General features: G+C 73.1%; 11 protein-coding genes. 2 read left to right on the forward strand and 9 right to left on the reverse strand.

Features of this window, described 5'->3' with window-relative positions; all coding sequences use genetic code 11:
* From IO39_RS07075 to IO39_RS07115, 9 genes are all read right to left on the reverse strand, one after another.
* Entirely contained in the window at window positions 1–5814 is a 5814-nt protein-coding gene (locus IO39_RS07075) for a type I polyketide synthase (RefSeq protein ID WP_043617874.1), read from the reverse strand.
* Window positions 5811–6815 carry a hypothetical protein gene (locus IO39_RS07080; RefSeq protein WP_052422546.1) on the reverse strand — a complete coding sequence of 335 codons (1005 nt, stop codon included), beginning with the start codon at window positions 6813–6815 and terminating at the stop codon, window positions 5811–5813. Before IO39_RS07080 ends, IO39_RS07075 begins: the two co-directional genes overlap by 4 nt.
* Window positions 6816–6819: 4 nt before the next feature.
* A complete protein-coding gene (locus IO39_RS07085) occupies window positions 6820–8763 on the reverse strand; it encodes a CRTAC1 family protein (protein ID WP_043617877.1) in 1944 nt (647 codons plus the stop codon).
* Window positions 8760–9728 (reverse strand): DUF1702 family protein, encoded by a 969-nt coding sequence (locus IO39_RS07090; RefSeq protein WP_157547981.1) that lies wholly within the window; start codon window positions 9726–9728, stop codon window positions 8760–8762. The genes IO39_RS07085 and IO39_RS07090 overlap by 4 nt, the downstream gene beginning before the upstream one ends.
* Window positions 9729–9898: 170 nt before the next feature.
* Window positions 9899–10885 carry a DUF1702 family protein gene (locus tag IO39_RS07095; RefSeq protein ID WP_043617879.1) on the reverse strand — a complete coding sequence of 329 codons (987 nt, stop codon included), beginning with the start codon at window positions 10883–10885 and terminating at the stop codon, window positions 9899–9901.
* A 258-nt stretch (window positions 10886–11143) separates the two neighbouring features.
* On the reverse strand, window positions 11144–11338 hold the full coding sequence (locus tag IO39_RS07100) for a hypothetical protein (protein ID WP_043617882.1): 195 nt from the start codon (window positions 11336–11338) through the stop codon (window positions 11144–11146).
* A gap of 187 nt (window positions 11339–11525) precedes the next feature.
* On the reverse strand, window positions 11526–14300 hold the full coding sequence (locus IO39_RS07105; RefSeq protein WP_043617886.1) for a helix-turn-helix transcriptional regulator: 2775 nt from the start codon (window positions 14298–14300) through the stop codon (window positions 11526–11528).
* A gap of 62 nt (window positions 14301–14362) precedes the next feature.
* Window positions 14363–16135, reverse strand: coding sequence for a 2-isopropylmalate synthase (locus tag IO39_RS07110; protein ID WP_043617890.1), 1773 nt, complete (start codon window positions 16133–16135; stop codon window positions 14363–14365).
* 31 nt (window positions 16136–16166) lie between these two features.
* Window positions 16167–16505, reverse strand: a complete 339-nt coding sequence (locus IO39_RS07115; RefSeq protein WP_043617893.1) for a hydroxyisourate hydrolase — start codon at window positions 16503–16505, stop codon at window positions 16167–16169.
* 375 nt (window positions 16506–16880) lie between these two features.
* Here IO39_RS07115 and IO39_RS54155 point away from each other — a divergent pair, with 375 nt between their 5' ends.
* Window positions 16881–17210, forward strand: a complete 330-nt coding sequence (locus tag IO39_RS54155) for a hypothetical protein (RefSeq protein ID WP_157547983.1) — start codon at window positions 16881–16883, stop codon at window positions 17208–17210.
* Window positions 17211–17570: 360 nt separating this feature from the next.
* Window positions 17571–20693: an AfsR/SARP family transcriptional regulator gene (locus IO39_RS07125; protein ID WP_084772442.1), complete on the forward strand. Its 3123-nt coding sequence runs from the start codon at window positions 17571–17573 to the stop codon at window positions 20691–20693.
* The last annotated feature ends 52 nt before the right edge of the window (window positions 20694–20745 follow it).

A 20745-nucleotide genomic window follows, 5' to 3' on the forward strand; every position in this document is an offset into this window, starting at 1 on the left:
TTACCGTCCTTCGGTGAGTACCGCGACGACGACGGGCTCGGGGACGTCCCGCACGGTCGTCACGAGCGTCGCGACGCGCAGCCCCGCCGCGGCGAAGACCACCCACGCGTCACGCTCGGCCGGGTTGACCGTGAGCGGCCCGGCGTCGCCGAGCCCGGCCTCCCGCAGGCAGCGCGCGGCGGCCGAGACGCGGGCCGCGGCGGTGTCCGCGCGCTCCCCGGTCTCCGCCGCGACCCGCTCGGCGAGCCCCGCCGGCAGGGCCGGCTCCGGCGCCGCCCCGACGGTGCCGAGCGCGCAGCCGATGACGCCCGGCCCGGCCACGCCCAGGGTCAGTCCGTCCAGGTGCGCGGTCGCGACCGCCCCGCCCGCGCCGCCCGGGCCGCCCGGGCCGCCCGGGCCTTCCGGGACGGCGGCCGGGGTGCGGGCCGTGAGGCGGGCGGCGACCAGGGTCTCGCGGTCCTGCTCGCCCTGCGGCCCCGGTTCGACGCAGACCGCGACGCGGACGCCGGCCAGATCCTCCAGGGTCCGCTCCAGGTAGGAGCCGAGCAGCGGCGCCACCCAGGGCCCCCGGCCGTCCTTCTTCCGCACGGCCTGCAGCCGCAAGCCCTCCCAGCGCTCCACGACCTGCCCGTCCGCCCGGCGCACGGCGATGTCGTAGACGTAGGTGTCGCCGTCCCTGGCGCGCTCGGTCGCCTGGTAGCGCAGCCGGTCCTCACCGGCGAGCGCGGGCCCGCCGGGGTGGATCCGGTCGACGCCGGTCGGCAGCAGGGTGGCGTCGGGGACGCAGACCTGGTTGCCGTGCATGAGGGCGTCGCGCATGCCGGGGTCGCCCAGGAGCAGCTCGCCCGGCAGGAACGCGGCGAACCAGTCGCCGGTGTCCAGCACCGAGACGTCGGCGTCCACGTCGCGCGCCTCGGCCCGGTGGTAGCGGGCCAGCCGCTGGAAGCGCTTGCCCTGGAAGAGCACGTCGCCGTACAGCTCCGACGGCGGGTCCAGCGGGACGGCGGCGAGGTCGTCGCCGGCCTGCTCGGGCGGCCCGTCGGGGGCGGCGTCGCCGGTCAGGCGGAGCACGGCCCTGAAGTGGTCCACGTCGTAGCCGGTGTCGGCGCTGCGGATGCTGACGGCGAGCGTGTCGTCGTCCTCGGTGACGGTCGCGGCCACGCGCAGCGTGGTGCTGCCGCCGGGCGGCACGATGATCGGGCGCAGGAACTCCGCCCGCTCGATGGTCGGCGTGGTGTGCCGCCCGGTGGTGGCCAGCGCGGCCTGGGCCATGGCCTCCATCCCGAACACGGCGGGGAACAGCAGGTTGCCGTCGAGGAGGTGGTCGGCCAGGTAGAGGTCGGTGCCGTCGGTCAGCTCGACCTCGGTGACGAGCTCGACGCCGTGGTAGCGCACCAGCGGCTTGCCGACGAACCGCAGCAGGGGCAGCTCGGGCAGGTCGTGGCGGACGGTGCCGATGCTCCCGGTGCGCCCGCTGACGACCACGACGCCGGGTGCGCCGGGGTCGGCGACGAGCCGCCTCATGAGCGCCACGCCCTGGTCGGCGGGGATGGGCGTGACGCCCTGGCCGGCCAGCCGCTCGACGACGGACAGGCGCTCGCCCATGCCGACGTCGGACCACACGGACCACTCCATGCAGATGGCCCGGCAGCCGGGGTGCCGCTCGCCCACCTCGCGGGTCAGCTCGGCCAGCCACTCGTTGGCGGTGGAGTAGTGGGCCTCGCCCGGCAGGCCGGCCCGGCCGATGATGCTGCCGAAGGAGATGAGCAGGCGCAGCCGGTCGCCGTCCACCGCGTCGAGCACGTTGAGCAGCCCCTCGACCTTGGGGGCGAACGTGCGGCGGAAGGCGTCCATTTCCAGGGTGGCCAGCCCCTCGGGCTCGTTGCGGCCGGCGCCGTGCAGCACCGCCGTCACGGGACCGAGCGCCCGCTCGGCCTCGGCGACCGCCTGCCGCACCTGCTCGGCGTCGGTGACGTCGGCCCTGGCGTAGTGCACGGCCAGCCCGGCGTCCGCCATGCGGCGCAGGTTGCCGGCGAGCTCCTGGTCCTCGGCCGGGTCGGAGCGGCCGAGCAGGGCGAGCGCGGCGCCGCCGTCGGCGGCCACCGCCATCGCGCACTCCGCCGTGATGCCCTTGCCGCCGCCGGTGACCAGCAGGACGTCGGAGGGGCCGAGCGGCTGCTCGGTGCGCTCGGGCCGGACCGGCAGCGCGCGCAGGGTGGGCACCCGGCGCGTGCCCTGCTCGTCGTGGTGCACCTCGGTGAAGTCGTCGGTCGCCGCGACCTCCGCGACGATCCGGCCCGCCACGTCGTCGGCGGTCGGCCAGCCGGCCGCCGTGCCGGCGGGCGTCAGGCCGGTCGTTTCCGCCGGCGCAGGTACGTGCACGACGGTAGTGCGGACTCCCGACTCCAGGTGGAGCGTCTTGGCCAGGCCCGCCGCGCCCCGTCCATGCTGGACCAGGACGAACCGGGTGCCCGGCCCGCCGGCCAGGGCGGCCTTGGCGCCGAGCAGAGCCTGCTCGACGTCGTCCTGCCCGCATCGCGGAGGTAGGCACACCAGCACACCGGATCCGACCTTCCCCCGTTCGAGCGCCTCGCGCAACGGCCGTGCCAGGGGCGTGCCGGCCGCCGCGAACACCTGCCACGACCCGTTCTCCTCGGCTCCCTTGCGGGACGGCAGGGGCTGCTCGTCGAGGTCGACGGCGAACGGCCGGACCCACGGGGCCGCGCCCGTCACCCCGGTGGCCGTCTGCTTGCCGGGTTCGGCGGCCAGCCGGTCCAGCGCCTCGGCCAGCTCGCGCAGGCTGGCCGTGGCGAGGTTGGTGGGCGCCTGCCCGGCGGGCAGTCCGAGCTCCTGGGTGGCCTGGTCGATGATGTGCATGACGGTGACGGAGCTGAGGTGCAGCTCGTCGAGGGGTTTGCTGTCCTCGCCGACCAGCTCCACGGGCAGCTCCGCGCGGGCGGCGGCCAGGCGGCGCAGCAGGTCCGTGGTGGACTCGCCGGGCTCCCCCGCCGGGGCGGCGGGTGCGGCCCGCTCGTCCCCGTGCCCGGCGGACGGCCGGTCGGCCGGGTCCGTGACGGGCGCGGCCGACTGGGCGACCGTGATGCGCGGGGCCTGCTCGGTCGGGCTGGCGAAGAACGACAGCTCGGCGCCGACCTCCATGGGCCGGGTCAGCCGCCCGTGGAACAGCTCCTCGTGCGCCACGGGCGCGCCCGCGACGTACGCGGCGGCGACCACGCGCAGCAGCCCGGTCAGCGACTCGTCGTCGGTGTCGAGCGCGATGGCCGGCACGTCGGTCACCCCGGCCGCCAGCCCGCTCAGCACCCGGCCGGGACCGACCTCGATGAGCAGGTCGAGGCCCCGGGCCGCCTCCTCGACGGCCTGGGTGAACCGCACGGGGGCGGTGATCTGCTCGCGCAGCAGCGCGGGCAGGTCGGCGTCCGGCGCGAGCGTGGTGCCGGTGACGGTGGAGACGACCCGCCGCCCGAGCCGGCCGAAGCTCTCCTGGCGCAGGTAGGGGGTCAGGGCCTCGGCCGCGGGGGCGACCAGCGGCGAGTGGAAGGCGTGCGAGACGTTGAGCTTGGTCCAGCTCACGCCGGCCGCCTTGGCCGCCCGCCCGACCTCCTCGATGGCCGCCAGGGGCCCGGCCACGACGGTCTGGCCGGGGCCGTTGTACCCGGCGATCACCACGGGCAGGTCGCCGATCAGCTCGGTCACGGCCTCGGGGCCGGCGCGCAGCCCGGCCATGGTGCCCGGCTCGCTGTGCTCGGTCATGGCCCGGCCGCGGCCGGTGGCCAGCCGCAGCAGGGCGTCCTCGTCGAGCGCGCCGGCCCAGTGCAGGGCCGACAGCTCACCCAGGCTGTGGCCGAGCGCGACGTCCGCCTCGATGCCGAGCAGCGACAGCGCCCGCAGGCCCGCCATCGAGCCGGTCACGATGCGGGGCTGCGCCACGGCGGTGGCCACGACGTCGCCGCCGGTGGGCAGCGCGGCGTCGGCGTAGAGGTCGTCCACGTCGGCGAAGCGCCGGCGCAGCGCGCCGCCGCTCGTGCCGCGGCCCGAGCCCTGGCCGGGGAAGAGGTAGCCGATCCTGGCGGGCCCGGCGGCGTGGCCGTAGAAGGCGCGGCCGTCGGGGGTCAGGAGCCGGCTCTCCCCCGCGTCGATGGCCTCCAGCAGCCGCGCGAGCTGCCGTTCGGCGTCCTCGGGCGAGGAGGCGACGACGGCCGCCCGGTACGGCAGGCCGCGCAGCTCGCCCTGGAGCGTGGCGGCCAGGTCGGCCAGCTCGGCGTAGGACACGACGGGCACGTAGTCGTGCAGCCGCGCCACCTTCTCGCGCAGCTGCTCGGGCGAGCCGGCGTCGAACAGCAGCAGCTCGGCGTCCTGCAACGAGGAGGCCAGCAGCTTGGTGCGCCGGCCCAGCCGCCGCCGGGGCGCGGTGTTCTCGATGACCACGTGCGAGTTGATGCCGCCGAAGCCCATGGCGCTGACGCCGGCCCGCAGCGGGGCGCCGTCGGGCCACGGCTCGGCCACGCGCAGCGCCCGCAGCGTCGCGGACTCGCCGGTCAGCACCTCGTGCGGCTCGACGCAGCCGAGGGTGGGCGGCAGCACCTGCTCGTGCACCGCCATGACGGCCTTGATCAGGCCGGCCACGCCGGCCGCGGCCTTGGCGTGGCCGATCATGCCCTTGATGGAGCCGATGGCGGCGGGCCCGGCCTGCGGGTCCGCCTGCGCCCTGGCCTCCGACAGCGCGGTCAGCTCCGTCGCGTCGCCGACCGCCGTGCCGGTGCCGTGGCCCTCGAACAGCGGGACCGTCTCGATGCCGAACCCGGCCATCTCGTACGCCCGCCGCACCGCGAGCTGGTAGCCGCTGACCTCCGGCCTGGTCATGCTGCCCCGGCCGTCGGAGGAGATGCCCCAGCCGGCGATGGTGGCGTAGACGCGGTGCCCGCCCGCCAGCGCGTCCTCCTCGCGCATCAGCACGACCATGCCGCACCCCTCGCCCGGCCAGAAGCCGTTGGAGTGCCGGTCGTACAGGCGGAAGTCGTGCTTGGCCAGGGCGCCGGTCTTGGCGAACCCGATCACCTCGAACGGGTCGATGGACAGGTCCACGCCGCCGGCGATCGCGACGTCGATGTCGCGGTCGGCCAGCGACCTGCTCGCCGTCACCACCGACAGCAGTGACGACGAGCAGGCCCCGTCGACGGTGTAGCCGCCGCCGTTGAGGTCGTAGTGGTTGCAGATGCGGCCGGCGATGGTGTTGGCCAGGGCGCCGGCCAGGGTGTCCTCGTCCACGGGCGGGAACGGGCTCTTGAACGCCGCCTCGTAGCCGGACAGGAAGCCGGCCAGCTTGGCGTCGTCCCAGCCCTGCTCCCGCAGCGCGGCCGCGAGCGTGCGGCGCACGTACGGCCAGCGCAGCCGCAGCGCGTTGGCCCGGCTGAACTCGCCGGTGAGCGAGTTGCCGACGACCACGCCGGTGCGCTCCCTCGGCAGCCCCTCGGCGCCGGGGAAGCCGGCGTCGGCCAGCGCCCGGCCCGCCATGTCGAGGGCGAGCCAGTGCGTCAGGTCGGCCGAGCGGTAGGTGCTGCCGGCGATCCGGTGCGCGACGCGGTCGAAGGTGTAGCCCTCGATGACGGCCGCGGTCCTGGCGTAGAAACGGTCGGGCGTGGCGGGGTCCGGGTCCCAGTAGTCGTCGAGCCGCATGCGCTCATCGGGCAGCCGTCGGAAGGCCCGGCGGCCGGCGATGGCGTTCTCCCACAACGTGCGGGGCGAGTCGGCATCGGGGTACCGGCAGGCGAGGCCGACGATCGCGATCCTGCTCATGCCCGCGCGACCTCTTTCTCGGCCCCGGCGACCGCCGCGGCGGCGGCGGCCGTCACGCGGGCCGCGTCCCGCTCGCGGGCGATCTCGACGATGCGCAGCGCCCACAGGAAGCCGCCGCGGGCGAGGCAGACGATGGCGGTGGCGAAGAAGATCCCGTACGGGATGTTCATGCCGGTCAGCAGGCCGTACATCACGGCCACGCCGGCGCCGAAGGCGACCTGCGAGAGCGGCTTGGACGGGGTGGTGCCCGGGTCGGTGATCATGTAGTTGGTGAACAGCACGAACGCGACGCCGGTCATCATGGCCAGGCCGCCGAGGATCGAGACGTCGTCGAGGATGAGCCCGCGCACGACCGCCTGGAGGGCGAAGACGCTCACCCAGGCCCCGATGAGCCACATGCGGTTGGTCAGCTTGGCGTTGAGCATGGTGCCCGCGACGATGATGACGACGGGGACGATCCAGTCGATCGGGTTGGTCACGTTCTCGGTGAAGTGGTACGGCGGCGCGATGCTGGCCCAGGGGATGAGCAGCAGGATCACGGCGATGCCGAAGTTGGAGGGGTTCATGAAGTGCCGCAGGCGCCCGCGCACCGGGGCCCGCAGCACCCACTTGGCCCCGACCGCGACGGCGACGCCGAACATCATGACCAGGACCTGGTCGTTGACGTAGATGAGCATGTTCATCGCGACGCTGGAGATGTGCGCGGGGTAGAGGAACTCCATCAGGCCCCGGAAGCCGTTGCCGCGGAAGCGGGCCGGGCGGCCCTCGGCGCGCGCGCCGATCCATTCCAGGGCGATCTCGATGGTGTAGCCGGTCGCGATGGCGATGAACGGCCACGTCCAGGGCTGCTCGAAGCCCAGCACGGTGTAGCCGAGGATGTTGAAGATCGTGATCGAGAGGGCGAACCTGCGCAGCGCGGTGACGACCTTCGGGTCGTGGCGCGGCGGGCCGCCTGCCTTCTTCGCCGGCTCGCTCGCCGGTGCGCTCTTTTCATCGGCCATGTCGTCACTTCTCCTTCGCTTGCGAGCCGAGCTGGATGGCGTGCCTGCCCGGGGAGAGCTGAAGTTCCTGCTCGCGCACCTGTCCGGTGCGGTCGCGCCAGCTCAGGCGGACCGCCACGGGCCCTGTCACGTTCTTGCCGAGGCCGAGGTGCACCTCGTGGCTGCGCCGGCCGGAGTGGCCGCTGCCGCCGTCCACGCGACCGATCACGGTGCGCCCGCCGACGGTCACCGAAGCCTCGGCGCCGACCGCCGGGGAGCCGGGCGTGCCGCCGGCCGTCTCGTGGGTGAGCTGGAGGGTGATGGCGGATCCGGCCGACCCGCTCCGGTTGTGGTAGAAGACCGGCGCGTCCCACTGCCGGGCCACCGCGAGGTCGAGCAGCCCGTCGCCGTCGGCGTCACCGGTCGCGATGCCCCTGGTCGGCACGGGGATGGCCAGGCCGAGCTCGCCGGCCACGTTGGCGTAGCCGCCGTCGGGGTCCTTGACGAAGAAGGCGAGCGTCTGGCTGCCGGCGATGTCGGAGTCGGGGCCGACGGCCGGCCAGGAGTGCGGGTTGCGCAGCACGCCGTCGTTGGCCGTGGCCAGCTCCTGGAGCTGCGCCCAGCGGTTCACCTCGCCCTTGACGAACCCGGTCGCCTGGACGATGGCGGGCACGCCGCTGTTGTCGAAGTCGTCGATCTTGACGTCCCAGCCCCAGCCGGTCCACGCGGTGCGGTCCTGCGCGCTGCGGTCCTCGAACGGCGCCACGCCGTCCTTGAGCTGGGCGCGCACGTCGGCCTTGTCCTTGGCGGTGTTGTAGAAGGCGAAGTTGCTCTCCTGGATGCCGAAGGAGGTGGTGATGTTGCTGACGAAGGCGTCGTAGAGCCCGTCGCCGTCCAGGTCGCCGAAGTCGGAGCCCATGCCCTTGAAGGAGTCGTGGCCGAGCGTCTTGGACTTGGGCACCCACGGCGAGCCGTCGCCGTCCACCAGGCGGAAGGAGATCTTCCCGGGGGTGGAGGTGTTGTGCAGCAGCCGGTCGGGGCCGAAGTCGTTGTTGAGGAACAGCTCGGGCAGCAGGTCGCCGTCCAGGTCGGCGGTGCTGGCGCCGAGCTCCCAGCCCTTGGAGACGTTGGTCGCGGTGACCTTGTCGAGCCGGTCGAAGGAGGGCGTGGCCGGGCTTCCCGCGGTGACGCCGGTGAAGCGGAAGAAGTAGTTCTCGCCGCCGTTGACCGCGTGGGACATCGAGTCGTTCATCTCGACGCCACCGTTGACCCTGTCGTCGAGCACGGGGCCGTGCGGGAAGTAGTTGCCGATGAAGATGTCGAGGTGGCCGTCGCCGTCGAAGTCGGCGGTGGTGGCGGTGTTGGTGTTCCACTGCGGCCCGGTGTAGGTGCCGGAGTCCTGGTTCGGCACCAGCTCCGTGGGCGTGTACGCCCCCGCCCCCAGCGTCGTCACGCCCGGCCTGGCCAGGTGCACGATCGGGGTGCGGCCCCAGTAGTAGACCAGGACGTCGGTGCGGCCGTCCTCGTTGAAGTCGCCGGCGACGCAGCCCATGGGGGCGATGGCGTCGTTCATCGGCAGGGAGCCCGGGGTGAGCGCGAACGGCTGGTACCTGCCGGCCCGCTCACCCGGGGCCGGGGTCACCACGACCTGGTCGATGCGGGTGTCGGTGATGCACAGGTCGTTCGACAGCCCGTCCATGTCCAGGTCGTTCATCGCGATCCCGGCACCGACGGAGGAGATCCAGGCGTCGATGTGCTGATAGCGCTGGTTCACCTTGCGGATGGTCTGCTGCGGGAAGCCGGCGGGCATGGCGATGCTCAGCGGCTCGAACGCGTACGCGCTCGCCAGCTCGGCCCTGGCCTCGTCCGAGGCGAAGGACGGGCGGCCGATCACGAACAGGGCGGCCATCACCACGAGGGCGACGACTCCCGCCTGTTGCCTGCGCAGCCAGGTGGCTACCGTGGTCACGGGGTAACACCTCCAAGGGAGACGAATGCGTCGGCTATGCGCTGCCGCCAGATCTCGTAGGCGGGCAGCTCGCCCGGCGACGATGAGCCGGGAATGGTCTGGAGGCAGACGTCGGAGGCGTGCTCCGCCGTGGTGCCGCAGAGGATCTGGGTGGCCCGGCCGGTGTGCGGCACGAGCAGCCCGGCCCTGATCCTGGCCTCGGCGGCGAAGGCGCTGCCCTGGGCGAGCCGGGGGAAGTGGGGGCCGGCCCGGTGGCGCAGCTCCAGCAGCTCCTCGTCGGTGGCGCCGTTGGCGTACGTGGAGGCCAGCCCGACCCCCGCGTACAGGTCGGCGTGGCGGTCCTCGGGGAAGCGCTCGATCAGCGTGACGACCTGCTCGACGTCGGTGCCGGCGACGAACCACAGGGCGCGGCCGATGCCCTGGTCGATGGCGCGCTGGGCGTACGCCTCCTGCCCGGCGGGCCAGCCGAAGCCGGTCTCGCGCTCCTGCCGGTGCACGTACCGCTCGGTGTGGAAGTACGCCTGGTGGAAGCCGTAGCCGTCGTGCACGAGCCAGAGCAGCAGCGGGTCGAGCCCGGTGCTCTTGGGCCACAGGAACTTCGGCAGCCGGGCCATGGCCCAGCCGACCCCGATGTAGATCATGTAGTTGTGGCGGCTGCCGCGGCCGTTCAGCAGGTCCCGCACCCTGCGCAGCCCGCCGGGGGTGACGCAGTCCAGCACGGCGGCGCCCATCCCGGCGCCTTCGTAGGCGAAGCCGCGGAACCGCTCGGGGATCCGCTCCAGCCGCTCCTCCGCCTCGGCGGCGGTGCGGGACTCCACGGCGTAGGCATAACCGGTGAGGAAGACCTCCCCGATTTTCTCCAGCAACTCCCGGGAGTTCTCGTCTTTCACGTGGAAACCGCGGACGGCGAGTTTCGTCTCCGCGACGTCCGGGGTGAGTATTCGCCTTCTCAGCGATCGCAGCATGCCGGCCATATCAACCCTTCACCGATCAATCAGCCGATATTACGTTCCCATTGACACATGACGTTTATTGTCCGGACAACTCCGGTCGTGCTCAGCGGAAATGGCCGTTCACGGCCATGACGGAGCGGCCGACGAGAATTGCCGGAGTAAATGCCGGAAATTCCGGCGGGTCAGCGGAGCGCTTTTTCCGCGGTGAAATGCCGGCGCACCCGCCGGCGCCACTGCTCGTAGTCCGGGACGTCGCCGGGGGCGTCGGGCGCCACCGCGCCGTCGTCGGCGAGGGCGACCGCGCCGGCGACCGTCAGGCCGGTGAGCGCGCCCACGGCCGCCTCGGTGTGCGCGGGCACGTGCCCGGAGTAGTGGCGCGCCTTGAGCGCGAAGACCGAGCCCTGCGCGAGCTCGTCGTGGTGCTCCCCGGCCTCCTCGCGCAGCCCGGCCAGCGCCTCGGCCCCGCCGCCGCCCGCGAACGTGGCGGCCAGGCCGACGCCGCTCCACAGGTCCGCCTGGCGGCGGCCGGCGAAGCACCGCACGGCGGCGGCCACGTCCGCCACGCGGCCTCCGTGGATGAACCACAGCGCGCGGCCGATGCCCTGGTCCACGGCACGGGGGAAGTAGTCGGGCCGGCCGCGCCAGGCGTACGGCGCGGGCACCCGCTGCTCGTCCACGTAGCGGCGGGTGTGGAAGTAGGCCAGGTCGAAGCCGTACCCGTCGATGGCCAGCCAGCTCATCACCGGGTGGTAGGGCGAGCCGCCCAGGTCGGGCAGCACCTTCTTCCACAACACCCGGGGCAGGCGGGCCATGGCGAAGCCGATGCCGATGTAGGCCAGGAAGATGTGCGGCTGCCCCGGGCCGAGCAGCAGCGCGCGCGTGCGGCCGCCGCGCCCGCCCATGGCGTCGAGCACGGTGAAGGCCATGGTCACGCCCTCGTACGCGAAGCCGCGCAGATCCTCGCGCACCAGGTCGAGCCGGCGCTCCACCTCCCACTGGTCACGCGCGTCCACGCCCCATTCGAAACCGCAGACGACGGACTGCGGAATGGCCTGCAAAAGCTCCGTCTCCGGGGACGGCACGACCGGGAAACCGCGTGCCGCGAAGGTCACCTCGGTCAGCGACGGTGCGAGCGCGAGCCTGCGGAGCGAACCGAGAAATGTCGACATCGTGGGACCTCTCCTCACCAACCGACGGTGCCGGGCGTACTCCCCAGGATGCGTTCGGTGCCGGGAGCGGGTTTTTCGCAAATTGCGGTGGTGCCGCTATTGGCGGCGAATAGCACAATTGCGGATGAGCGCAATCGGCGCTCGGGAGGGGGTTCCGCGGCGCTTTCGGGGCGTCGCGGGCGGGCGTGGCAAGGGGGCCCGGCGGACCTCGGGAGGGGGTCCGGCGGCGCCGTCGGAGCGGGTCCCGCGGGCATCGGATCAGCCGGTCCAGGCGCTGAGCCGCCACTCGCGGCGGGGCGGCCACCAGCCCCGATCCGGCCCGCGCAGCAGCCCGGCCGGGCCGGACCAGGGCCGCGGTTCCTCCCCGCGCGCCCTCGCCCGCCGGGTCAGGGCCCGTACGACGGCTTCCAGCTCTTCCGGGGTCGCGTTCCCCCGGACCACGGTCACGTCCATGGCGCACCTCCCGCCTTCGACCGTGGCGGCGGCCGGCGGGAACGCGCAACTCCGTGCATGCCCACCGGCGGCGGGCGCGGGTGAGAACCCGCGGATGCCCTGCCCGGGCGGGCCCGTCCCGCGGACGCCCGCCCGGGCAGGACCTACCGCGCGCCGGGCTGCGGACCGGCGGCGGGCGGCGGGCGCCTCAGTGCTCGACCTGGTCGTCGAACTCCACGACCAGGGGCAGGTCCACCCGCCGGCTGATGTTGAGCTTGCGGTACGTGCGCGTCAGGTGCTGCTCGACCGTGCTCAACGTGATGTAGAGCCGGGCCGCGATCTCCCGGTTGGCGTAACCCGCCGCCGCCAGGGCGGCCACCCGCCGCTCGGCGTCGCTCAGCGCGCCGATCAGCTCGCTCGGCAGCGGGGTGGGCACCACGCTGGGGTCGCCGGCCCTGCTCAGCGCGGTGAGCATCGGCTCGGCCCGGCACTCGCGGGCCGCCGTGCGGGCGCGCCCCGCGATCGTCCTGGCGCGGCGGAACTCGCCCAGCGAGTCGTAGGCCTCGACGAGGTCGAACAGCGCCCTGGCCAGCTCGTACCGGTCGCCGGCCATCTGCAGGTACTCGGTGGCCTGGCGCAGCAGCGCCGGGCGGCGCACGGGCTCGGAGACGGCTGCCTGCAGCCGCAGCGCGATGCCCTTGCCCCGGCGGGAGTCGCCGCCGCACATGCCGAGCTGGGTCTCGATGAGCTCCTTGGCCTCCTCCACGTGCCCCATGCGCAGGCACGCCTCGCCCGCGTCGGCGCGCCACGGGATCAGGCCCGGCGTGTCGAGGTTCCAGGTGACCATCAGCTCGCCGCAGCGCTGGAAGTCGCGCAGCGCCAGCGCGAAGTACTCGTTGGCCAGGCTGTAGCGGCCCCGGGCGTACAGGTAGTGCAGGCCGTAGCGGGTCTGGAACATGGTCTCGGGCACGGGCCTGTCGAGGTGTTCGCGCACCGCGTCGTACTTGCCCATCGCGGTCAGCGCGATGATGAGGCTGCTCAGCGGCATGCCGATGGCGACACCCCAGCTGCTCATCGGGATGGTGTCGAGCGCGATGCGGGCGTGGTGCGCGGCGGCGGGCATGTCGCCCTGCCGGACCGCGATCTCGGCGCGGATCGCCGCGAGCCTGGCCTGCCTGCTGGGCGCCTGCCGGGACATCGCCTCGGCGCTGAAGGCGTCGCACGCCGGGAGCGCGGTGTCGAAGCGGCCCGCGTAGGTCAGGGCGAGCAGCGCGTTCTCCACGGTGTCCATCGACATCTCGTCGAGGTGGGCGTCCTCCAGGATGCGCTCCACGGCGTTCAGGTGCTCCTCGCGCGGGCCGCGCGTGAGCACCTCGGCCAGCGCGAGCGTGGCCTCCACCCGCCGGTTGACGGCCACGGACACCATGCCGGCCAGCGCGCGCCGCGTGGCCGGGCGCGGCGCGCCGGGCAGCAGCGGCGGGTACGTGACGCGCAGCCAGAGCTGGGCCACCACCATCTCGGCCAGCGTCTCGTGGTCGACGCCCTCGCCCTCCTCGTGGAGCTGCTCCATGACGTCGCGGGCGTCGTCGAAGCGCCCGTGCCACAGCAGGGCGCGCGCCAGCACGATGACGTCGCCGCCGCGCAGGCTGCCCCGGTTGACCGCCTCGGCCAGCTCGGCCAGGTGCCCGGTGGGGGCGGCGGGGTTGATCCGCCACTCGGCCCTGACGAGCATCGTTGTGATCTTCAGGCGGTGGTTCTCGTCGGTGCACTCGCGCCAGGCCAGCCGCAGGTAGGCCACCGCGGACTCCACCTGGCCGCCGCGCAGCGCGTTCATGGCCGCCTCCTCCAGGGTGGACAGCACCCAGGGGGCCTCGACCTTGCCGGCCTGGAGGAGGTGGTCGGCGACGACGCACGGCGTCATGCCCGCGTCGTGGGTGACCAGGGCCGCCCGGCGGTGCAGGTCCATCCGCTCCTCCTGGTCCGTCCCCGCCAGGACGGCGCGGCAGACGGACTCGTGGCGGAAGGTGCGCCCGGCGACCAGCCCGGCCGCGCTGAGCGAGAGCAGCTCCCTGTTGATGTCGATGGCCGGCAGGCCGAGCAGCAGGTCGAGCCCCTCGCTGTCGCCGAGCACCGCCAGCCCGCGGGCCACCTGCATGGTCTGGGGGTGGCCGCGCTGCAGGCACGCGAGCACGGCCTGGGCGAACTGGTGGCCCGCGACGGGCCCGGCGGGCGGCTCCCCGCCCATGCGGGTGACCTGGGCGTAGTCCTCGGCCAGGGCGCCGGCCAGCAGGGGGTTGCCGCCGCTGAGGGCGTACCACTCGTTGGCGTGGCGGCCGCCCGCCTCGGGGCCGAGCAGCTCGGCCATCAGCTCCTCGACGCCCTTGCGCGACAGCGGCGAGAGCCGCAGCCGGCGGCAGTGGGGCTGGCGCAGCAGGTCCGTCTCGAAGTAGGTGTCGGCGCAGCGCATGCGGTCGGACTGGGAGAACACGGCCACGATCTTGGCGGTCCTGGCCCGCCTGGCCAGGTAGGCCAGGCAGAGCAGGGAGGCGCGGTCGGCGTGGTGCACGTCGTCGACGACGATCACGAGCGGGCACCGCTCGGACAGGTCGAGCAGGACGGTGCAGAGCGAGTGGACGACCTGCGGGTCGATGAGGCGGCCGGCGTCGGCGCCGATCAGGGACGCGGCCCGGGTGCCCTCCTCCAGCAGCGCCATGGCCCGCTCCCGCTCGGCGGGCACGAGGGGGGCGTCCTGGAGGAGCTGGCGCAGCACGCCCAGCGGCAGGTCCCGCTCCATGAACGAGGCGGCCGCGGACACCGCCAGGGCGCCCAGCTCGATCGCCTGCTCGGCCACGGTGCGCAGCAGCGTGCTCTTGCCGGTCGCGGCGGCCCCGCTGATCAGCGCGATCCTGCCTCGGCTCAGCACCGCCTTGGCAAGCAGCGACTCCAGAGCAGCCAGCTCCTCCTGTCGCTCGATCAGTTCCATGGCCGTCTCCTCTCGAGTTGCCGTGCTTGCTTCGGACGTTATGCCGGACGGCCATCGGCCTCTTATCGGCCGGCTATCACATGCCTGACGCGGGCGGCCGCCTGCCGCGGGCGGCGGCACTCGGCGTCGGCCTGCGGGCGTACGCGGGGCTGGGGCGCGGTGTGCGCCGGCCGGGCCCTGAGCACGGCCGAGCCGACGGCCGCCAGCGCGGCGCTCTCGACGTCGCCGGCGATCCCGGCCCCCCAGGCCGTGCGGTCGCCGATCGCGCACTCGGCGTAGACGGCCACCGCCTCGCGATCGCCCGCCGCGCCGCCCCCCGTGCCGCCCCCCGTGCCGCCAGCCGCGCCGCCCCCGTGGTGGACGGCGCGCACGTCGAACCCCCTGACGGCCAGCACCGAGCGGAGCGTGCGCAGGGTGTCGGACCAGGCGCGGCTCCCGTCGTAGGCGGGGCCGTCGATGTGCAGCTCGACGGTGGCGCTCTCCACCGCCGGCGCCCCCTGCGCCACGGCGTACGTGGCCTCGAAGACCTCCCTGACGCGGTCCGGCCCGATCTCGCCGCCCTCGGCGTCGGCCAGCGCCTGCACCACCCGCGCGAAGTCGATCTGCAGCGGCCGGGGCAGCGTCAGCCCGTGCCTGGCGCTCATCACGTAGGCCAGGCCGCCCTTGCCCGACTGGCTGTTGATGCGCACGATCGCCTCGTAGGTGCGGCCCACGTCCCGGGGGTCGACGAGCAGGTAGGGCATGCTCCACGGCAGCTCCGAGGCCGGCAGCCCGGTCCGCCCCGCCTCCCGCTCCATCGCGTCGACGCCCTTCTTGATCGCGTCCTGGTGGGTGCCGGAGAAGGCCGTGTAGACCAGGTCGCCGCCGTACGGGTGGCGCGCGGGCACCGGCATGCCGGTGCAGCTCTCCACGATCCGGCGGACGCGGTCGAGGTCGGAGAAGTCGATGCCCGGCTCGATGCCCTGCGTGAAGAGGTTCATCCCGAGCGTGACCAGGCACACGTTGCCGGCCCGCTCCCCGTTGCCGAACAGGCAGCCCTCGACCCGCTGCGCCCCGGCCAGCAGCGCCAGCTCCGCCGAGGCGACGCCGGTGCCGCGGTCGTTGTGCGGGTGGACCGACAGGCAGACGTGCTCGCGCCGGGACAGGTTGCGGTGCATCCACTCGATCTGGTCGGCGAAGACGTTGGGCATGGAGCGCTCGACCGTCGTGGGGAAGTTGAGGATGATCGGCCGGTCGGGGCCCGGCTCCCACACGTCCATGACGGCCTCGCAGACCTCCAGGGAGAAGTCCAGCTCGGTGTCGTTGAAGTGCTCGGGGGAGTACTGGAAGGCGAGGTCGCAGTCGGGGACGAGCTTGTCCGCGTACGCCATGACCAGCCGGGTGCCCTGCACGGCCAGCTCCCGGCACTGCTCGCGGTCCATCCCGAGGACCAGCCGGCGCACCAGCGGCGAGGTGGCGTTGTAGAGGTGGAAGGTGGCCGAGGAGGCGCCGCGCAGGCTCTCCATGGTGCGCTCGATCAGCTCCTCGCGCGCGGGCGCGAAGGCGGTGATGCGCACGTCGGCGGGGATGCGCCCCTCCTCGACGAGGAGGCGGACGAAGTCGTAGTCGTCCTGGCTGGCGGAGGGGAAGCCGACCTCGATCTCCTTGTACCCCAGGCTCACCAGCAGCTCGAACAGGGCGAGCTTGCGCTCCGGGCTCATGGGCCTGGCCAGCGCCTGGTTGCCGTCGCGCAGGTCGGTGGACAGCCAGCGCGGCGCGGCGGTGAGGGTGGCGGCGGGCCAGGAACGGTCGTCGAGTGGGATCGTGGGAAATGCGGCATAGCGATTCGTCTTCATCGCGGACCCCTCACTGCTCGCGCAGCACTGCTCAGTTGTACGAGCCGAAATAGGCGGAATAAGAGTGTGGCGAGAGCAGCACTTGAATTTGGTAGACGCAGGCCTCGTCGGTCATGCGGAACACGACGACGATCTCCGGATAGGCGGCGCTGAGCCCCAGGGCGACGAAGTAGCGGTCGCTGCCGAACACGATGCGATAGAGGCCACGGTCCAGTTTGTGGTCGCGCCACTCCTTGACGCGCCCCTCGTGGTCCGTCACCGCCTGGCGGTCGATCACCCACTGACCGTTGTCGGCGCGGTCGAGACGCACGTCCACGCTGCCGGCCGGCCGGCCGTAGACGCTGTCCAACGCCTGCACGTCAATGCCCATCTCACGCCACCTGTCCGAATATTCTCTCGCCGTTTCGGGATTGTTCACCCGTGAAGCTGGCCACCCGAGTGACCCGCCGCGTGCTCGCGCCACCCGGGCTCCCGTCAAGGCTGTCCTGCCCGGCTATTGCCCCGCCTTCGGCCCGCTATCGTCGCGCCTTCGTCCCGCTATCGCCGCGCCATCGAGGCGGCCCGTGATCGGCCGTCCCGGTTATCGCAGCGTGCTTGATTCCCGGCGCGGCCCGATCCCGGAATGGCCGCTGACCTGCTCGAATGGCGGGCCGGAAGCGCGCCGATATGGGGTGGATGGCGGCCGGTGTGAGCGTCTGTGGCGAGCGGCTAAGACGACGCCGCAACCATTCACGCGGAGGCAACCATGGGCTCGATCATCGCCAAGAGTGTGGGCAGGATCCGTATGTCGATCTTCGTCGCGGCCGCGGCCGCAGGCACTCTCGTCATCTCCAGCCCCGCCGCGATGGCGGTGAGCGCCTCTGCCGTGACCGCCGGCCTCCAGGCGGCCCCCTGCGCCGAGCCGTGGGGCACCCCGTGCCCCCTCACCGCGCCCCAGGGGGCCGACTGCGCCGAGCCGTGGGGCACGCCGTGCCCGATCGCCGCTCCCCCGAAGGGCGAGTGCGCCGAGCCGTGGGGCGTCGCGTGCCCGGGGGGCACGCCGGGCATCCGCCCCAACGCCGAGCCCTGGGGCTGATAAGCCTCTGACAGGGGATGTTACCCCCAGCGGAACGGCCGGTGACCTCAGGTCCCGGCCGTTCCGCGTTAATACGGGGGCCCTATTGCCGGTCACATACGGGGACACCCGTCCGGAATCACCCGCACAGAGAATTCAGAGTGGCCTCACATCGGCCAACGCTGTAGTCTAAGCCCCAAAACGGTCGAACTGCTCAACGGTGATCTTCGTCATGAAGCATGCCGATCTTGTATCATAGGAGCATCTCATCGGGCGCTTAGGGGTCATAATCTCAAATACGGTGTCTGCCTAATATCATCCCGCCTCATTAGCCAGGGGGTATGAGGTTCGCCATTGCTGGCGGCATCAAAGGAGATGTGCGTGGAGTTTCGGCTACTGGGGGCGCTCGAAGTCACCGGGAGTGGAAAAAACATCGAACTCGGGGGCACCAGGCAACAAATCACTCTGGCGACCCTGCTCCTGAACGCGGACCGTCCGGTCGCGCTGTCCCGCCTGATGGAGGCCATCTACGGCGACGAGCCTCCGGCCACCTCGCGGGCCCAGGTCCAGATCTGCATCTCCGGCCTGCGGCGGCTGTTCGAGGCGCACGGCGACCCGAACATGATCGTGACCAGACCGCAGGGCTACGCGCTCCGCGCCGACCCCGACAAGATCGACGCCCGCGTCTTCGAGAGCCTCCTCGCCAAGGCGCGCAAGCTCCGCGACACCCGCGACCTCGAAGGCGCCATCCAGCACTACCGGCGGGCGCTCGGCCTGTGGCGCGGCCCCGCGCTCGACGGCATCGAGAGCAGGCTGCTGCAGTCCATCGCCGGACAGCTCACCGAGCAGCGCATCACCGCCAACGAGGACTGCATCCAGCTAGAGCTGGAGCTCGGCCGCCACCACGAGCTGGTCGGCGAGCTGACCGGCCTGGTCAGCGTGCACCCGCTGCGCGAGCGGTTCATCGCCCAGCTCATGACCGCGCTCTACCGCTCCGGCCGGCAGGCCGAGTCGCTCCAGGTCTACCGCGACGCGCGGCGCATGATGATCGACGAGCTGGGGATCGAGCCCAACGAGCAGTTACAACAGCTGGAGTCGGCCATCCTCACGGCCGACGACAGCCTCGACGCTCCCCCGCCGCCACCCGCGCAGATCGTCCTCGACCACCGGCTCACCCACACCCCCGTGCCCGGCATGCTGCCCGCCGGGATCGCCGACTTCATCGGCCGCCAGGACCAGATCGACGCCATCAAGAAGCGGCTGACCGAATCGGCCGACGGCGCCGCCCGCTTCGCCCTCCCCATCGTCGCCATCGCCGGCCGGGCCGGCATCGGCAAGACCACCGTCGCCGTCCACGCCGCGCACAGCGTCGCCGCCCACTTCCCCGACGGCCAGCTCTTCGCCCACATGCACGGCGGCGTCTCCCGCCCGGTGAGCCCGATGCAGGTGCTCGAACGCTTCCTGCGGGCCCTGGGCGTGTCGGGCACCGCCCTCCCGGAGACGCTGGAGGAGCGGGCGGAGATGTACCGCATGCTCCTGGCCGACCGCCGCATGCTCATCGTGCTCGACGACGCGGCCTCGGAGAGCCAGGTCATCCCGCTGCTGCCGGGCAACCCCGACTCCGCCGTCATCGTCACCAGCCGCAGCAGGCTCGGCGGGCTGGCCGGCGCGACCCAGGTCAACCTGGACCTGTTCGACTCGGCCCAGTCGATCGACCTGCTGTCGCGCATCGCCGGGGCCGACCGGGTGGAGGCCGAGCCCGAGGCCGCCGCCGCCCTCGCCGGGCTGTGCGGGCACCTCCCCCTCGCCCTGCGCATCGCCGGCGCGCGCATGGTCGCCCGGCCGCACTGGGGCGTCGAGCAGCTCGTGGAGCGGCTCAGGGACGAGGCCCGCCGGCTGGACGAGCTCATGCACGGCGAAATGGGCATCAGGGCCAGCCTCTCGCTGACGTACGAGGCCATCAGCGAGCCGGCCCGCCGGCTGTTCCGGCGGCTGGCGATACTCGACGCGCACATCTTCTCCGCCTGGACCAGCGCCGCGCTGCTCGACGAGCCGCTGGCCGACGTGCAGGACCTCCTCGACGACCTGGCCGACGCCCAGCTCATCGAGGTCCTGGGCACCGGCCGGCACGTCGGCGTCCAGTACCGCTTCCACGACCTCATCCGCGTCTACGCCCGGGAGCGGCTGGCCGCCGAGGAGACGCCCGCCATGCGCGCCGACGCGCTGGCCCGCGTGCTCCGCGCCCTGCTCCACCTGACCATGGCCGCCCGCCGCCAGGAGTACGGCCCGTCGCCCGCCTCGAACCCGCAGGCCGAGATCGACTCGCCGCTGCCGGACGAGCTGGTCGAGCGGCTGGTCGCCAAGCCCATCGCCTGGTTCGAGCGTGAGCGTCACGTGCTGCTCGCCGGCATCAGGCAGGCGGCGCAGGCCGGGTTCGTGGAGCTGTGCTGGCGGCTGGCGATGAACGCCGAGGCCTTCTTCGAGCTGCGCGTCTACCTCGACGACTGGCGCGAGACGCACGAGATCGCCCTGGAGGCCGCGCGCGCGGGCGAGGACAAGCGCGGCCAGGCCGAGATGTTGTACGCGCGCGGCTCGCTCTCCCTGATCGAGCAGCGCTTCGACGACGCCGCCCGGGACTTCGAGTCCGCCCTCGCCCTGTTCAGGGAGATCGGCGACGAGCTCCAGACGGCCAGGACGACCCGCGACATCGCCGTGCTGGAGCGCATGAACGGCCAGATGGACCGGGCGATGGAACGCCTCGAACAGGCGTTGAAGATCTTCTCCGACATCGGCGACCAGATCGCCGCCGCGCACACGCTGCACAACCTCGCGCAGATCCGGGTCGACTGCGACGACATCGACGGCGCCAAGATGCTGCTCACCGAGGCGCTGGTCCGCAGCAGGTCCGGCGGCAACCGCCGGGTGACCGCCCAGGTGCTGCACCGCATGGGCCACGTGCACCTGCGGGCCCGCGAGGTCGCCATCGCGGCGGGCACGTTCGAGGAGTCGCTCGCGGTCGTGCAGGAGATCGGCGACACCATCGGCGAGGCGTTCGCCCTGCACGGTTTCGGCGTGGCCCGGCTGCGCCAGGGCAGGCTGGCGGAGGCCGAGCCGCTGCTGCGCGACGCGCTCACCCGGGCCAAGCGTTCCCGGCACCGGCTCGCCGAGGCGCACGCCCTGTCGGGTCTCGGCGAGCTGTGGGTGGCGGCGGGCAAGGCGTCCGAGGCCGCCGACTGCCTGCACAAGGCCGCCACGCTCTTCCGCCAGATGCGCATCCCGCTGCTGGAGGCGCAGACCCTGCTCATGCTGTGCGAGGTCGTGGACGAGGACGCGGCGGCGATGGCGCGCTCGCGGGTGCGCGAGCTGCTCGACCAGGTCGGGCATCAGGCGGGCGAGTCGCTGCGCGAGCATCTCGCCGCGAGCGCGGGGCCACCGGTCGCCACCGCCGCCGCGCCGGCCCCGCGCCTGCCGTACCGCGACCCGCTGGCCGAGCCGATGGCCTGACCGCCGGCGGGCTGCCGTGCCCCTGGCCCGCCGCACGGGCCGATGGCCTGAC

Source organism: Nonomuraea candida (assembly GCF_000725485.1).
Classification (GTDB): Bacteria; Actinomycetota; Actinomycetes; order Streptosporangiales; family Streptosporangiaceae; genus Nonomuraea; species Nonomuraea candida.

Coding starts and splice junctions, on each gene's coding strand:
- IO39_RS07090 (WP_157547981.1), bottom strand. CDS start 9,728: ATGCTGCGATCGCTGAGAAGGCGAATACTCACCCCGGACGTCGCGGAG.
- IO39_RS54155 (WP_157547983.1), top strand. CDS start 16,881: ATGGGCTCGATCATCGCCAAGAGTGTGGGCAGGATCCGTATGTCGATC.
- IO39_RS07105 (WP_043617886.1), bottom strand. CDS start 14,300: ATGGAACTGATCGAGCGACAGGAGGAGCTGGCTGCTCTGGAGTCGCTG.
- IO39_RS07075 (WP_043617874.1), bottom strand. CDS start 5,814: ATGAGCAGGATCGCGATCGTCGGCCTCGCCTGCCGGTACCCCGATGCC.
- IO39_RS07095 (WP_043617879.1), bottom strand. CDS start 10,885: ATGTCGACATTTCTCGGTTCGCTCCGCAGGCTCGCGCTCGCACCGTCG.
- IO39_RS07100 (WP_043617882.1), bottom strand. CDS start 11,338: ATGGACGTGACCGTGGTCCGGGGGAACGCGACCCCGGAAGAGCTGGAA.
- IO39_RS07080 (WP_052422546.1), bottom strand. CDS start 6,815: ATGGCCGATGAAAAGAGCGCACCGGCGAGCGAGCCGGCGAAGAAGGCA.
- IO39_RS07115 (WP_043617893.1), bottom strand. CDS start 16,505: ATGGGCATTGACGTGCAGGCGTTGGACAGCGTCTACGGCCGGCCGGCC.
- IO39_RS07110 (WP_043617890.1), bottom strand. CDS start 16,135: ATGAAGACGAATCGCTATGCCGCATTTCCCACGATCCCACTCGACGAC.